The sequence below is a fragment of the Acetobacter aceti NBRC 14818 genome (assembly GCF_000193495.2).
GTDB lineage: Bacteria > Pseudomonadota > Alphaproteobacteria > Acetobacterales > Acetobacteraceae > Acetobacter > Acetobacter aceti.
The window spans coordinates 2587246-2602863 of the sequence record NZ_AP023410.1 but is presented as its reverse complement, the minus strand read 5'-3'; the positions used below and the strand labels follow the sequence as shown (position 1 = coordinate 2602863).

Genomic DNA, 15618 nt, shown 5'->3' with positions numbered 1-15618 from the left:
TAGGGGTATGTTGCCGTTTCGGCGGTGACGGGGCGACAGGGCGCTGCTACCATTTTCTGGAATCGACCACGACACGGACCTGCGCCCGCATGAGCAAAGCCTTCATTGCCGCTGTTCTTCAGGATTCCCTCGACTGCACCGGCGTTGCAGCCACCAAGGCCGCTGATGACCTGGTCGGAGCTATTGTCGCCTAGCTGAAGCAGGAGGGCGGGTTCACGCTGCCGTCTTTCGGGACGTTTTCCGTCCACAAGACCAAGGCGCGTAAGGCGCTCAATCCCCGCACCGGGGAGCCGGTGAAGGTCAAGGCAGGCAAGACCGGGCGCTTCAAGGCTAGTCCGGTTCTGAAGAAGACGATCTGATCAATTGGATGCCCCATTCAGTGGCTGCCCGATGATAATTTGGGGCTCACAGCAGGAGACTGACGGCTTCAACCTTATGTTGAACATAGAGCACGACGACTTCCATTGCAGATAATGGCCACAGCTGTTTCAAAACCCATCCGCCGCGTCAAACAGCAAGTCGACTGTCCATCCTGAGGTCAAGGAGGCAGTAAGAGGACGGTGTGAAGCGTGCAGTCTGGCAGGCATGTCCGTGTGGATGGACCATTATCCTAAAAGCCGTTTATAAATTGCATGTGCAGTCGAACGGAGCAGTGGCGAAAAGAGATGATAACTCAGCAGCATATACAGGAGAGCCTGAGTCGATCTTTTATTCATGCCATAGCGGGTTCTGCTGGTGTAAATCTGCACGTTGGTCGAGAATTCGACTATGGATTTGATGGAACCTTTCGTCCCGTAATAATTCGCGGAAAACGGAGGGTAGAATCCGGATTCCCAGTTGATTTTCAGCTCAAATGCACAAAAAACTGGAGCCATGAAGCGAAACAAGTGGCCTACAGCATCGAGACCAAGACCTATAACGATTTAGTTACCCGGGATCCTGAAGGAATTGGCGCTGTTCTGATTTTACTCTGTGTTCCAGACGATCCGGCCAAATGGGTCGAGGTATGTGAAGAATATATTAGGATGCAACGTTGTTGCTATTACACTGTCCTATCTGGAGATCCTGTCGCCCACGAGGGCTCAAATAAAAAAATTTTGATCGACCGTACAAATGTCCTTACACCAGATGCTCTGATTGGACTGTTGGCCAACGAACGTGAGCGAAAAGCGAGGGCAGCGTCATGACTGACATTGACGATCCTCAGTTCGACATCGAACCTCGGTTGATTATGCGCTATCTTCAACATGTGGGGTGGAGCGCGGGTGATTTCGGCCATAAGTTCAATAGAGTGTTCTTTAAGGACGATGCGCCTGACACCGTAGAAATATTTTTTGAAAAGCTGGCAAGTAAAGAAATAAAAAGGAAAGAGGTCTTCTTTGCCCTAAAAACTATTTCTGAATTTTACGACCGCGAGATTTCTGATGTTAGCAATGATATAAAATCGCTGTCATATGATCAGATTACAAGCAAGATCCCGAACGAGTACGTTCTAAATGATACGATTCAATTAAGAACCGCATCACAGTATATCAATCAAATGCGGGGATTCCTTGCGTCGTCTGCCACCACAGAACTGACGGGGGAACGGCATTCCAAACGGACTCGAAAGGAAGCAATGGAGTATGCTGAACAATGCCGGTTCGGACATACGTTCAGGGGAAGCTTTGGATTTTTGATTGAATCCTTCGTTGGCCTAAATGAAATGCCAACGCTAGATATTATAAGTGACAATTTGCCTCTAGGTCGACGTATCGTTGAACGCATTACACTGGGTCTTGCCGCCTATGAAGAAGCAGTTGAGACGCAGAACCCAAGCGTTATTGCAGAATGTCAGGACGGTTTTAGCGCCAACATGTGCGATGCGATGGCAGATATGATCGAGGAAACAGACGTTTCAAAAATGGTCATTGGAATAAATCTCTCGCCGGAGTGGCGGTCGAAGCGCATTACATCTAAGTCGATATTCTTCATCGAATATAAGAATATTGAACTTTTAAGGGTAGCGGCCAAGTCCATGCGCGTCGATGAAAAACCCCGCCCCGTGCAGGTTTTTGGGCGTGTTCGAAGAGTGGAAACGGACGGTAATCCTGCCGACCTATCGGAAGATACTGCGCCCAAAGAAATAGAGATCAATTGGGCAAGTGATGACAATACACTGCTGCACGTAAAGGTCATGCTCCCAAACGCTGACTACGCTGAGGCAGTCGAGGCTCACAGGTCCGGAAAGCCTGTGTCCGCATCTGGGATGCTAGTTCGTGTTGGCCGTTCATGGCGCCTTGATCAGGTTGAGAATTTCAAAGTTATGACATTTTAATAGCAGCATAATCTCATACCAATTTCGCTTCACTCGAACTCACGCCAGTTTTCATCCAGAATGCACGGATCTCGGTCTGGTTCCGAAGAAGAGAGCGCACTCGGTGAGTTCGAGCGAGGTTGAATTGGTATCAACAACGCGATGGCTCTTGAAATTAGTTTTCCACCAATTTTTCACTTCCCAAACTGCATCCGACCATTCCGCACAAATGTACTCCCAGCCCACAAGATAATGCCATTTGGATTATCTATGGCCGAATGGTCTGGCCCACCTTATTCAAACCCCATGGATTTGAATTTGAGTTGTATAGTATTGTCACGAACGACGCTGATATCTTCAGGGTCAAAGCCATGATCGCTTTCGGCTTCAACGTCCAGCGTCAACGTAACACGCACTCCCGGCGTGCGCTGTAATTCAGCAACGACTGACGTCAGTATCGTTTCGACGTTCCTCACCGTCCGAAGTGTATCCAGCGTGACACTTCCATAAAACCGCGTAGGTCGCGTTTGCTTAGAAGCCGACGTGGTATGCCCAGTCCCAGAAATTGTTGGTGGCTTGCCGTCTGAATTCGGCGCAGGCAAAGAACTCGGCGGGGGAAGTTCGGCGTCGTTCTGCTGCCGTGCTTCCTCGGCACGAACAAGCACGCCATCCCGAGCCGGGACGGTCAAGGTTCTTTCAAACACAAGATTTATGAACCGTTTCTTCTCCTCATCCCACCGATCTGCGAAACCGAATGCCGCTCCCATTCGAGATACTGAATCCGCAATGGCCTGTTCCAGCACGACACCATCACGCAATTTCGGCAGATAGACGAAGGTCGCGAACCAGTCGATGATTTCGGCGACGGAAAGCCAAGATCGGTCGTCAGGCCAGATGCCCTGCAGCACGACACGGAAATTTTCAGCGCCAAGTTTTTCCTTGATGATCCCTTCACCACCGGGCTTCAGCCGGTCATAGACCGCGAGGGCCACTGGCTTGTCGCCCCGATTGGCAAGAACCTGCTGTTCGAGTTTGAACGCCTGTCCTGCAACGTCACCGCTGATCGGATAGAAAACATGACACCACGCTGTACGGATCGCGCGCTCGGCCGCATCCTTATGCTGTTTCGATTTTAATGTTGCATCGTCTATCTGGGCTTTCGTAAGTTGTGCAGTCACAACATCGTCTTTAACGATGGACTGCCAGGCAATCGCCCTGGCAGCCACGTCCCGTGTCTTAGCGAGTTCGCTTTCGTCAGGAGCAACAAAAATCAGCGTGTTTCGAAAATGCCGCTGTGTCGTTCTGCATCGCAAAAGCACGTCCTGCACAGCCATGACCGCAGCCGATTCAGTAATACCTCGCCCCAGATGACCATAGGCGGTTCCTAATACGACAAGAGACAGATTCCGCGTCTCGTCCATTGCACTTGGCTCGTCAAGCGCTGTGTACACGCGTGCAAAATGCTCTTTGTGCTTCGTATCCTCCCGCAGTCGGCTTACGATCCAGTCATCCACCTCATGCGTAGGGAGCGCCTGTGCCCGGTCATCGGCCAGGCGGTTTAATGTTGGCTGCGTCGCAAACCAGTAGCGACCGGCCTCGTCGTATAGATACGTTGCCCGTTCAGAAAGTTCTCGCAGCGCCTCACCGAAGACAGCAAGCTGATCTCCCGGTTCGGCACAGGCAAGGCGGATTGAAGGGCCGGAGACGCCCGCGTTCGGCAACCCGACCGTAGGTGCTGAACACAGAAAGATCGAGCGGGCGACGCGTGTCGCCGCACGCGCCTGGGTAATCCTTCGCTGTGGGTTGGCTTCCATGCGGGACGAGAGGGAGCCCTCTCCATCCACTTCCGCGTCCACAACAGCACCAAAGGCAGGATCAAGAGGATAGAGCACGCTGACACGAACCCGTTCATGTCCGACCGGGACACGGGCCGGGGTAATCAGTGGATCGGGCGTGCGCTCCTTCCACAAAATGCCGATCACGCCCGCCATGAACTGGAGAACACCGCGCGTTCTCTGGAATTTCTCTAGCGTCGCCCAGTTGCGGGACAGTCTGCCGAACAATTCCGGATGAATCGGATAAGCGAGCTTCAGCAGCTCAGCGTAACGGGCCTCATGAACCTCTGGCGGAAATTCAGCTTTATTCTCCCGATACATCCGCGCGAAGGCTGCAACTGTGGCGTCCCGGACCTTTTCTCCTTCAGAGTCCAAGGGCTGAAACAGACGTCGCCGCACGATCTCGTACGTCTCGTCGCCCGATGCCGGCAGCCAGGCACTCTGAACGCGTCCGAACACCTTCTCCAGCCGCAGCAGGGCGGCAGCTCCTTTTTCTCCGCCAGCTTCGGCTCGGCTCTCCGGCAACGACCCCACGACCACGATATCGCGGGTGCGGGCAGCCGCTTCAGTCAGAGACTGAATGAAGGACAGCAGAGCCTCGAAACGCCCGTCAGGTAACTGCCGGGCAAACATAGTGAGTTCATCAATCAGAATGACAGATGGCCCGCTCAGACGGAACAGATCGACAAGCAGATCGGCTCCGGGATTGGTCCAGGCTGCTTCGGCTTCCCGCATGAGAGCCAGACCGGCTTCTCCGGCAAGACGCCAGGCGAGGTATCCCCAGAGCGTGCGGATGACAGGTTCCTTGCCGCGTGTCAGCGGGACATCCGGTCCCTTCGACGAGCCGACAAATACCGCCCGAGCCGGTTTCGGCCACACAACACCACGCAGGGATTCGGCAATTTCCCCGATCCCAGCCAGATCTTCCGGCTTATGTCCTTCAGCCAGTGCCCTTGCGAGATGGTAGATCGCCAGCATTGTGTGCGTCTTGCCGCCACCGAAGCTTGTCTGAAGCCCGATGACCGGATCGCCGCCCTGTCCCACGAGACGCTGCATTACGGAGAACAACACACGGCGCAGCCCCTCCGTCATGAAGGTAATGCGGAAAAACCCAAGCGGCGTCGCGTAATCCTCGCTGATCTCCGCAGCATCTCCCGCATCGACAGCGCCAAGGTCGGCAGCGAATTCAGACTGGCGAAAGCGGTTGGCCAGCACATCCGGATGAGGGAGTGCTACATCGACCCACGGCGTAAGGCGCTTGCCCTCAGCCGGAGCGGGAAAGGCTATTTCCTCGTTAGCCGGGACCGGAGCCGACGCGGAAGCCTGCACAGGAGTGGTTTCCGGCACAATTCCGGAACGGCGCTGCTCATCATAGAGCTTCTGCACAGCTTCAACATCCCCGGACGGGGCCTGCGTCACTTTCAGAAGACGTAGAATCTGATCAAGGTAACTGAGCGCATCGCTATCCGGGAGAGAGCCGACATTATGCGAGACGGCATTCCGCGCCATCAGGGCGGCGGACGCATAGCGGCGTGCGTTGTGCTTCTCACGGAACGGGAAAGCCTCGTCAAACACCTCGCGCCAGTTATCCAGCATGGTCTTAACCAGCCCATACGCATCCAACCCGTCATTCGGGCCGGAACCGGCGGCACGGCTGGCATAATGCAACCATTTCGCACCATGCCTGTTCGTCATGTGCTGCTCGACGAAGGGGTAAAGGCCACGTTGCAGGTGATAAAGCCCGTTCTGAACGCGAAGCAGGGTTTCTTTCTGTTCGTCAGACATGATGTCCTCCTTCACAAGGCTCAGAGCAGACGCGGCGTTTCTTCCGCCACGGGTGATGCAACAGGATCGGGGATTTCCGATGCCAGCCTCTCAAGGGTCGGCCATTCCTCGGCCAGCGCATTATAAACCAGCGCCTCAGCGGGCCACCCCTTGTCCGTGGCGATCTGGAAGAGGCGGTAGGCCAGCGCTCGTGCCGCTTCTGTCTTTCCGCCCATACCTGCGACGAGACGGGCTGCCGCCTCCTGACCACCTTCTGTGGCCTCCAGCGTGCGGGCAACGTGCTGAACACACTCCCAGACAGTCAGCGTTCCGTCTGTCTGTGGTGACCAGCCTGCTGGAAGGTTTTCACGCGGTGTTAGTTGCGCCTTGCCGCGCCGATCAAGAAACACCTCGGACTGGAAGAGCGAAGACAATGAGATATTCTTGGCATTGGCCAATGTGATGAGTTCGCCGGAAGGTCGCGTGTCGAAACCGTGCGAAGCGTACCAGGCCAGCGCTACCTGTGTCTCGGGATCGAATTCGGCATCCAGTGCATTCTCGATTTCCTCCCAGACGCGGTTGATGAGCGTCAGGGCCGTACGCACGCTCATGACGCTGTCATCGTCTTCAAGCACACTGGCGTAACGGGTGAAGACCCCCATTCCCGGACCGATGATGGACTGTGGCATATCGACCGGTGAGACACCATCGACACGCAGACGCTCGCGCGCAGCAGGAAGTTCGCGCCGAAGTGTTCGGAGGAAGTCGGACCGGGTGACCGTCTCGGATGTTTCCGGACGCGAGCGACAAACGAGGACGATGGAAGACGCAAGAGCGTTTGAACCCTTACCAATCAATCTTCCGGAACTTTCGGTTCGTACAGGCCACGTACCATCAATCATTAAACCAGAATCGCAAATACCTTGAAGAAATGACGCCCAACCGGCTGACGTCGTCCCTTCTTTTGCTACTTCAGATTGCTTGAAGGCATAATAGATGACAAGGGGTTCAGTCTGAAGTGCAGCGTCTCTCATAGAAACAAGTGCAGACTTCATCCCCTGCATAAAGAATTTTTCAGCTTTTTCTTTGCTACCGCTGTGACGGTAGGGCGTAGCTATCAACTCACTGCCTTTCGGCGTCGAAAGACGACGAAAGAGTTCCGGCCAGACATCTTGAAGAGACTTCTTCATCCACACATAGAAAAAATCTGAAAGATCTGCATATCCGATGTTGTCGTAATAAGGAGGGTCCGTATTTATTATGTAGGATTTCTTATACCCTTCTTTTGATGAAATATCTCTCTGAAAAACAAAAGAATCCGAATTTGCCGGTAAGCCAAAAACAACCTCAGAAATAACCTTTGATATCGTATTCAAATCCGCGCTGGACTTTCCAAAATAGTTTGCCTCACAAAAATCCCACGTCATCGGGATGGCTTGTCGACCGAACGTGCCGCGTATTGCGTTATCGTCTGTTAACCACGTGGAGATTTCACTTCCGTAATCAGAAGCACGATCGACCATGAACCCTAGATAAGTCGCCACAGCATCAGCATAGGCAGTCGCTCCGATGCCCCCTTCATGAAGCGGGGTTGAATCAGTTGAACGACCGGCGGCAACGGCGTCCTGTAGCACTTTCTCGCGTGCTTCGGCGACGAGATCGGAAAATGTGGTTAGTGCAACAAGCTGGCGCGGAGTGAAGAGGGATGCGAAAGTCTTTAGGCCGTAATTAGGTGTCTTAAAATCTCTTGGATTATTGGGTAATTCTCCGTCAGGCACCCATTGCGGTTGGGCACGATCAGCGATGGCCACCTGGTCCGCTGTTGGGGAGAGATAAATGCGTCCTTTTTTCCCTTCAGCCACTATGGCCATTAGACGGTTACTCAGTCCAGCGCCTTTACCTTGTTGGCGAATGTAGGAAAACGGCATAGCGCTCCCCGTTAGAGCGCATACTCCGCCGCCGCTGCGCCCAATCGTTCCCTTCTTGAGGCGGGCTTCATCTTTTGCCGACAGATCCCCAGTCCTGACTTCGAAACGCCAACCGTCAGGCGCGGTCGCATCATGGACGATCTCTGCCCATGCCTTCTTTCCTGCTTTGGTGGACAGCATGAAGGAAGAGACCATCGGCACCATCGCGCCTTTCGCCGCCGGGTCAGGACTACGGACCGTGCGCGCCCAGAGCCAGGCGATAATAGTCGCCTCCGATCCATCAGGTAGGGTCGCTTTCGGGTAGAGATGGCCAATGCGCTTTTCCGCCTCGTCGCGCATCCATTTGCCGTAATAGCGCACATCTTCGGCCAGTCCCTGTGCGCCGCGTCCCTGCCACGCCCCACCACGAGCAGCCTCTGCTCTCGCGTCAGGATTGACGGGGGCCTGCCCCACGAATTTGGGGGGTATCTCGACCAGCGCCTTGCCGATCAGAACAGCGACAGGGTTGAGATCCGAGCCATAGGCACGCAGGCCGAGGCGTTGTGCTTCCAGCGGGATGGAGCCGCCGCCGGAGAACGGGTCATAGACGGGCGGGGCCTTCTCCTGAAGGTAGCGTAGGATGGCCTCACCGTCTTCGCGAGGTGGTGCTTCCTCCCCGATGTTCCATGCAACAGAACGGGCGATTTCCCAGCGTGCGGCATTCAGGATCGTCTCGTTGCCACTTGCTTCCCACGGAACCATCGCGCGGATGACGTCATGGAGCCGGTTGCGTTCGGCTTCCTGCGCCTCCTCTGTCGGAAAGCGGTCGGGCCATGCGGAAGGATCGTCCACCAGTTGCGCGAACAGCACGGCGCGACAGGCGGCAAGAGGACGCTGTGCCCAATATTTATGAAGCGATGTTGGGTAGCCTTTCGGAGCTTTCTGTTTTTTGGAAGCCGCACCGATGTCATCCAGAGGAAGTGACACCTCGATCAGTTTGCGTCGAATAGTGGGGTTAGGTCGGGTCGAGGTGGACATGGAAAACTTTCTTCACGTACGCAGGAAACAGGGAATGATAGACGGAAAGGCGGGCAACGTCAGGAGGGCGGTGCGCCCTGTCCCAGAAGATCGTCTATATCGAACACGACAGCGGTCTCCCCGAAGCCGGGCTCACGGTGGCAAAAGCGGCGGACATACACCGGTGCGTGGGCAAAACCGTCCTCCACGCGCACCACGGCAAGGATGTAGGCGTCCGGGCTGTTGAGCGAGGCGAGCAGCTCGTTCTTGGTCACGATGATATGGGTTCCGTCAGCATGACGGCCCTTGACCTCAATGAACCGGAGGTGGCCGGTTGCTCCATCCCGACTTTCAATGTCCCAGCCTTTCTTCTCGGCTGACACGTCACGCGGATCGTTGCCAAGTGCGCGCTCCGCTGCGATCACGGCCTGCATCGCATGACGTTCGATCTCGGCACGGGCGATCGGGTCTTCCGAGAACGCCATCGGCGTGACCGGAAGCGCATTTCGCTGCTCCAGCAGGCCACGGGGGATAATCAAGGCAGCCCCCCGGAGGACCGGAGAAAGCGGGCTGATCTGACGTTCCCGATCCAGTTCCGTCTGTCGTTTATAGAGACGGTCTGTCAGGCGCTGGGCTGTCGCTTCCGCATTGGAGGCGTTGATGCGCTGATCCTTACCTGCCCGTTCCTCTTCGCGCAGGCGGGCTGCACGGGCGTCCCAGTAGTTGATTTCGCGGGTCAGGCGGGCGCGCACCTCATGCTCGATCTTGTTGATTTCCGGCAGGCGGCGCGTCCGCACTTCCTGTAAATGGGCTGGCACGAGATGGGCTATGGCATAGGTGATGGCGCGTTCTTCGACCTGGCCCGAAAGCCAGGAAGCCTGTGCGATATCGCTGAGAGCCGCACGTTCGGCCTCGGTCGCTGGGCGCGTGTCCAGATAGGGCGCCGGGCCACCATCCTGCGCCGAGCCGTCCTCGCCCAGATAGACGAATTGCAGGCGCTGGGAAATTACACGGGGTTCGCCGGACGAAGTGGAGCGCCCATCGCGGATAGCATGTTCGAGATAGGCTAGAAGGCGCGGTTCTGCGCTTTCATCGGCCTCATCAATGAGGATTGCGCCCTGTTGAAGAAGTGGACGGAAGCGTTCCAACGTAAGGTCGAGGGTGGCCTCGAAGAGCGGATGACCGGGAGCGAGCAGTTCGGCCTGTGGACGACCTGCGATCAGGCTTTTATCGAACACAACCCGTGCATAGCGATCCAGAACCGGGTCACCCCGTCCAATAAGGCGGTCGCGGTGCTTGAGCGCGGAAGGGACACGCATGACTTCAAAACGACCGGTCTCGCGTTCAGACATCCGGCCACCGAGAAGGGAAAAAGCCTCACGAAAAAAAGCGCCGACAAAATGGGGCTGCAGGCGCATGGCCTCGGCACGTTCCATCTGGTCGCGGATAGCGGCGACTGAGGTTGCGGCCATACCCTCGGATGTGAGTTTTCGTTCTTCGACCAGCCTGTTGATGGCGTCTACATCGACAGCATTTTCCACCGATTGGAACAGACGTGCACGGATTTCAGGCCGGTCCCCGTAACGGACTGCCTCAACCAAAAGATCGCGCAAGGCGTTGCCCTCGAAGAGGTCACCCAGCACGTCGTACACCTTGCCACCAAGCGCGGCCCGGGCTTCTTCCAGCTTGTCGAGAAGACGCTGATAGACTTCGCCCTCGCGTGTATTGGCAGCACAGAGGTTCCATAAGTGGCAGATTTCTGTCTGACCGATACGATGGATGCGTCCAAACCGTTGCTCAATCCGGTTGGGATTCCAGGGCAGGTCATAATTGACCATCAGATGAGCGCCACGCTGGAGATTGACGCCTTCACCGGCAGCATCGTTGGCGATCATGACCCGCACCGCCGGATCAGAATTGAAGGCAGCCACGGCTGCACGTCTTGCCTCGCGTGTGATCCCGCCATGAATTACGACAACGGAGTCAGGTTCTCCAGTACGGGCGGCTATCCTGTCACGGAGATATTCCAGCGTGTCCTTGGGTTCGGTAAAGATCAGAAGCTTGCGTCGGGCGCCAGTATACGGATCAACCATGATCGGATCGTCAAGAATGGCCTCAAGCTGGCGCCATTTTGTGTCCTCACCGGACAGCTTGAGACGCAGAGCCTGCTCTTCAATGTCACGCAGAATCAGAATTTCGGCTTCAAGTTCCGCAACTGTAGCCGCAGCGGTGGCCCTATCGGCGATCGTATTCTCCATATCTTCCGTTTCGGTTGCCGTCGCCTCATCCAGATCGTCGAGATCATCTGACGGTATGTGGTGGCGCAGGATGCTGTCCCGATGGAGCCGTTCCTCACGGAGCCGGGCTTCCAACCGTTTACGGCGTCGCTCCAGCGAGCGGTGTATTGCAGCGGCGGATGAGGCCAGGCGTCTCTGAAGAATCTGGAGAGCAAAACCGACATTGCCCTGCCTTTGACCGTCTCCGATTCTGTCGGCACGGTTCATTTCCTCGCGAACGTAAGAGGTAACGGCCTGATAAAGATCAGCTTCAGCCGCAGAGAGTGCGTAGGCGACGGTGTAGGCGTAACGCGCCGGAAAAAGTGGTGTTTCATCAAAGCGAAACAGCTCTTCCTTCGTCAAGCGGCGCATCATGTCTGAGACGTCCGCTTTCCGTACGCCCTCACGGAACCGTCCTTCGAAACGGTCGGAATCCAGAAGACCCATGAAAAGCTGGAAATCGGCTTCCTTGCCATTGTGGGGCGTTGCCGACATCAGAAGCAGATTACGTGTACGCGCGCCGAGAAGCTTCCCAAGTTTGTAGCGTCTTGTCTCTTTTACCTCCCCGCCAAAATAGGAAGCGGACATGCGGTGCGCCTCGTCACAAATCACGAGATCCCACTCAGGCGCAGCTTCCAGACGTGCCTGCAGGGCATCAGAACGAGCTGCCATGTCGAGGCGAAGAATAAAGCGGTTACGCTCCGCAAAAGGATTTCCCGTGACAGAGTTTTCAACCTGATCACGCGTCAGAAGATCAAACGAGAGGGCAAACTTTTCCGCGAGTTCTTCCTGCCATTGCTCGACCAGACTGCCCGGCGCAACAATCAGACAGCGTTCCAGATCCCCCCGGATCAGCAGTTCCTTGATCAGCAGGCCCGCCATGACGGTCTTGCCAGCGCCCGGATCGTCCGCAAGCAGGAAACGCAGCGGCTGGCGCGGCAGCATCGCGCCATAAACGGCGGTAATCTGGTGCGGGAGCGCCTCAATACGTGACAAAGTAATCGCCAGATAGGGGTCAAACAGATGTGCAAGACGCAGACGCCACGCTTCCGACACAAGTCGCAGGAGTGTACCGTCCGCATCGAACGCATAGGCTCGACCGGGCTGGACAAGCTCGAACGGAATCTCATCGCCTCGATACAGCAACCGTTCGCCGATTTTTCCATTGACCCGAAAAACAAGATTGAGCGCATCAGGTCCGAAACTTCGCACCTGAATGATTTCAGCTATTCCGCCAGTATCAAGGCCACGAACATGGGCGCTAGGCTGGAGTTGTCCGAACTCCATCAGCGCGTTCCGGCCATTGCTGCGGCTTCGCGAAGTTTGCGGTCAAAAGTGACAATCTCTGCATCCAGAACGCGGGCTAGCCAGAGATAACTTGCGTCGTAGGCGGTCAGTCCGGTCTTTTCGGCAACCAGAACGACCTCACCCTGATTCACTGCGATTTCTCGGATCCCGAGTTGCTTTCGTAAATTGAACGCTGAAAGCAGTTTATCACGCTGTTCAGGATGGCGGCGACACTTGATCAGGCAGACATTCGCCAGTTCAAACTGTAGCAACGGAGGCGCTGCGAGTTTGCAGTCATTCATAAGCGCCGCAGCCTCTTCACCTTCCGGCTCCCCGAAAAGGAGCGCTGCGACAACCGATGTATCAATCACTTTTATAATGCTCATTTTTACGCGCGAGCATCACGATCATGACGCACCATCTCTGTCGATTCTGAGGGGGTGGCGACTCCCATCATCCGGATTTCAGCAAGGACGCCGAACACCGATTGTTCTGGTTCATGGGCCACGGCGGCTTCGATGATGGCCATAAGCTCACCCTGAAGAGACCGATGATGGCGTTCAGCACGCACCCGGAGCTTCTGGACAAGGTCTTCCGGGGTGTTCTTGATCGAAAGATTCATCTTTTCGCCTCCATAACGGAACCATTTTGGAAGCTAGTCCCTCTTGACTTAAAATGCAAAGGGATCAATCGAGATTGGATAGCCTAGTCGATCGGCGCACTCGGAGACCGTTCACACGTCCCTATCGATTTCTTCGTATGTTAAACCGGCGATGATCTACCGAGTCAGGTATCCAGCCCTTCCGCAAGGGCCCCAATGTCCAGCCGAACCTCATCCTCCAATGTTTTCCCTCTGGCAAGCTTACGCCCGACTGCCTCGATAAACCCGTCATACCGCTCGCGCCCCTTGCTCTGCGCTGCAACAAGGGCTGCGTCCGGCAAAGGTGGCGTGCTGGTCAGCCAGAACCGCACGAACACAGCCAGTGACTCATTTGAGATCGTGATCCGCCGCTCCATGCGTTCCAGCTGCCGCGTCATTCGGTCCAGCCGTCGGGCCAACGCCGCTTCCAGCCGTTCCGGCCCATCCGGTGACAGGAACGATGCCAGCGCCGTCTCAACGATGAGCGCCTGCGGCACCTTCTTGCGGGCAGCGTAATCGGCTAATTTTGCGCTGAGATCCGGCGGTAGCCGGATCGTGTGCTTGATCCGCATCGCTGTCACAGCCCCATCCTGTCGCCAGGATCGAGCGAGACCTGACGCGCGAGAACCTGCTCACCGCGGCGTAGGGTCTGCGCTCGTGTGGCATCGTCCTCGGGCTCATCCTCCGGCGGATCAAATTCATGCACCGGCTTCCTCGGTGCCTGCACCACCTCTTCCTGTTCCGGTAGTTCCGGCTCACGGCGGATGCCGGCATTGGCGGGATCATCATCCGCATTGCCGGCAGGCGGCGGCTGGACCACATCAGCCCAGTCCCCTTGCGGCTGCGGTCCGATGGGCGGCGTGCCTTCGGGGGCCGAAGGTGGCTCGAACCGGGGTGGCGGCAGGATGCGCGCGGCGAGTTCAGCATCCTCAAAATACCGTGCCTTGCGCGCCCGGATCGGCGGGCAGCCGGACACCAGCACCAGTTCCTCGTCCGGAGGAAGCTGCATGATCTCGCCCGGCGTCAGCAAAGGCCGCGCCGTTTCGTGCCGTGTCACCATCAGATGCCCGAGCCACGGCGAGAGCCGGTGGCCGGCATAGTTCTTCGCGTCACGGATCTCCGTCGCGGTGCCGAGCGCATCGGAAACCCGCTTGGCTGTCCGCTCGTCGTTGGTCGCGAAACTGACCCGGACATGGCAGTTGTCCAGAATGCTGTTGCTCTGCCCGTAGGCTTTCTCGATCTGGTTCAGGCTCTGGCCGATCAGGAAGCTCTTGATCCCGTAGCCCGCCATAAAGGCCAGCGCGCTCTCGAAGAAATCCAGCCGTCCCAGCGCCGGGAATTCATCGAGCATCAGCAGCAGGCGATGACGCCGCTTCGCCTCCAGTTCCTCGGTCAGCCGGCGGCCGATCTGATTCAGCACCAGACGGACCAGAGGTTTGGTGCGGCTGATATCCGAGGGCGGCACCACCAGATACAGCGTCGCCGGATGGGTGCCGGCGACAAGGTCGCGGATCCGCCAGTCACAGCGACGGGTCACATGCGCCACCACCGGATCGCGATACAGACCGAGAAACGACATTGCGGTGGAGAGCACACCCGAACGTTCATTATCGCTCTTGTTGAGCAGCTCCCGCGCCGAACTGGCAACCACCGGATGGACACCTTTTTTGCCAAGATGCGGCGTGGTCATCATGGCGCGCAGCGTCGTTTCGATCGCCCGTTTGGGGTCGGAGAGGAAATTAGCCACCCCGGCCAGGGTCTTGTCCTCCTCGGCGTAAAGCACATGCAGGATGGTACCGACGAGCAGGGCATGGCTGGTCTTCTCCCAGTGGTTCCGCTTCTCAAGGGCGCCCTCGGGATCGACCAGCACGTCGGCAATGTTCTGCACGTCGCGGACCTCACGTTCGCCGCGCCGGACCTCCAGCAACGGATTGTAAGCGGCGCTGGCGAGATTGGTCGGATCGAACAGCAGCACCCGGCCGAAGCGGGAGCGCCAGCCGGCGGTCAGCGTCCAGTTCTCACCCTTGATGTCATGGACGATGGCGGAGCCCGGCCAGGTCAGCAGCGTCGGCACAACCAGCCCGACGCCCTTGCCCGAGCGGGTCGGCGCAAAGCACAGCACATGCTCCGGTCCGTCATGACGGAGATAGGCATCGGCCGAGCGGCCCAGCACCACGCCATCGGGTGCGAGCAGCCCCGCCCGACGGATCTCACGCGGATCGGCCCAATGTGCCGAGCCATAGGTTGTGGCACGCTTTTTCTCGCGGGCACGCCAGACGGACATCGTGATCGCGACGATGACGGCGACAATCCCTCCCGACCCCGCGATGTAACCGCCGGTGGTGAAGATATCCGGGGCGTAGGCGTCATAGGCGAACCACCACCAGAAGAACTCCGGCGGATAATAGACCGGCCAGCCGAGCAGCATGACCCACGGCGCGCCGAGCTGCGGCTGGAAGCCGAGCCGCCAAGCGGTCCACTGGGTGGCAGCCCACGTGAAGGCGAGGATCACGGTGCTGACGGAAAACACCGATCCCCAGAGGATCTTGGTCTGGTTCATGACAGGAACCGACCAGACGGCTCGATTTCCCGATAT

General features: G+C 57.0%; 9 protein-coding genes and 1 pseudogene. 3 read left to right on the top strand and 7 right to left on the bottom strand.

Translation table 11 applies throughout. From position 1 onward, the window contains the following. Positions 1–89: 89 nt before the first annotated feature. The 3 genes and pseudogenes from EMQ_RS11975 to EMQ_RS11965 all read left to right on the top strand — a co-directional run bounded on the left by EMQ_RS11975 (position 90) and on the right by EMQ_RS11965 (position 2317). Positions 90–359: pseudogene (locus EMQ_RS11975) on the top strand (HU family DNA-binding protein). 306 nt (positions 360–665) lie between these two features. Continuing rightward, on the top strand, positions 666–1187 hold the full coding sequence (locus EMQ_RS11970; protein WP_010666614.1) for a DUF4365 domain-containing protein: 522 nt from the start codon (positions 666–668) through the stop codon (positions 1185–1187). After that, positions 1184–2317, top strand: a complete 1134-nt coding sequence (locus EMQ_RS11965) for a hypothetical protein (RefSeq protein WP_018307943.1) — start codon at positions 1184–1186, stop codon at positions 2315–2317. Before EMQ_RS11970 ends, EMQ_RS11965 begins: the two co-directional genes overlap by 4 nt. 272 nt (positions 2318–2589) lie before the next feature. On the opposite strand, the gene EMQ_RS11960 is transcribed toward EMQ_RS11965, so the two are convergent. The 7 genes from EMQ_RS11960 to EMQ_RS11930 form a co-directional block, all read right to left on the bottom strand. Continuing rightward, positions 2590–5916 (bottom strand): DUF499 domain-containing protein, encoded by a 3327-nt coding sequence (locus EMQ_RS11960; protein ID WP_010666859.1) that lies wholly within the window; start codon positions 5914–5916, stop codon positions 2590–2592. Positions 5917–5936: 20 nt separating this feature from the next. Further along, positions 5937–8840: a DUF1156 domain-containing protein gene (locus tag EMQ_RS11955; RefSeq protein WP_018307944.1), complete on the bottom strand. Its 2904-nt coding sequence runs from the start codon at positions 8838–8840 to the stop codon at positions 5937–5939. A 59-nt stretch (positions 8841–8899) separates the two neighbouring features. Further along, positions 8900–12382 (bottom strand): protein NO VEIN domain-containing protein, encoded by a 3483-nt coding sequence (locus EMQ_RS11950; RefSeq protein WP_018307945.1) that lies wholly within the window; start codon positions 12380–12382, stop codon positions 8900–8902. Further along, positions 12382–12753 (bottom strand): type II toxin-antitoxin system VapC family toxin, encoded by a 372-nt coding sequence (locus EMQ_RS11945; protein WP_018307946.1) that lies wholly within the window; start codon positions 12751–12753, stop codon positions 12382–12384. The genes EMQ_RS11950 and EMQ_RS11945 overlap by 1 nt, the downstream gene beginning before the upstream one ends. A gap of 17 nt (positions 12754–12770) precedes the next feature. Continuing rightward, positions 12771–13004, bottom strand: coding sequence for a FitA-like ribbon-helix-helix domain-containing protein (locus EMQ_RS11940; RefSeq protein ID WP_010668175.1), 234 nt, complete (start codon positions 13002–13004; stop codon positions 12771–12773). Between the two features lie 164 nt (positions 13005–13168). After that, on the bottom strand, positions 13169–13594 hold the full coding sequence (locus tag EMQ_RS11935; protein ID WP_026200048.1) for a hypothetical protein: 426 nt from the start codon (positions 13592–13594) through the stop codon (positions 13169–13171). Positions 13595–13599: 5 nt separating this feature from the next. Further along, positions 13600–15582, bottom strand: coding sequence for a conjugal transfer protein TraG (locus EMQ_RS11930; protein WP_010668173.1), 1983 nt, complete (start codon positions 15580–15582; stop codon positions 13600–13602). Between the last annotated feature and the right edge of the window lie 36 nt (positions 15583–15618).

Coding starts and splice junctions, on each gene's coding strand:
- EMQ_RS11970 (WP_010666614.1), top strand. CDS start 666: ATGATAACTCAGCAGCATATACAGGAGAGCCTGAGTCGATCTTTTATT.
- EMQ_RS11965 (WP_018307943.1), top strand. CDS start 1,184: ATGACTGACATTGACGATCCTCAGTTCGACATCGAACCTCGGTTGATT.
- EMQ_RS11960 (WP_010666859.1), bottom strand. CDS start 5,916: ATGTCTGACGAACAGAAAGAAACCCTGCTTCGCGTTCAGAACGGGCTT.
- EMQ_RS11955 (WP_018307944.1), bottom strand. CDS start 8,840: ATGTCCACCTCGACCCGACCTAACCCCACTATTCGACGCAAACTGATC.
- EMQ_RS11950 (WP_018307945.1), bottom strand. CDS start 12,382: ATGGAGTTCGGACAACTCCAGCCTAGCGCCCATGTTCGTGGCCTTGAT.
- EMQ_RS11940 (WP_010668175.1), bottom strand. CDS start 13,004: ATGAATCTTTCGATCAAGAACACCCCGGAAGACCTTGTCCAGAAGCTC.
- EMQ_RS11935 (WP_026200048.1), bottom strand. CDS start 13,594: ATGCGGATCAAGCACACGATCCGGCTACCGCCGGATCTCAGCGCAAAA.
- EMQ_RS11930 (WP_010668173.1), bottom strand. CDS start 15,582: ATGAACCAGACCAAGATCCTCTGGGGATCGGTGTTTTCCGTCAGCACC.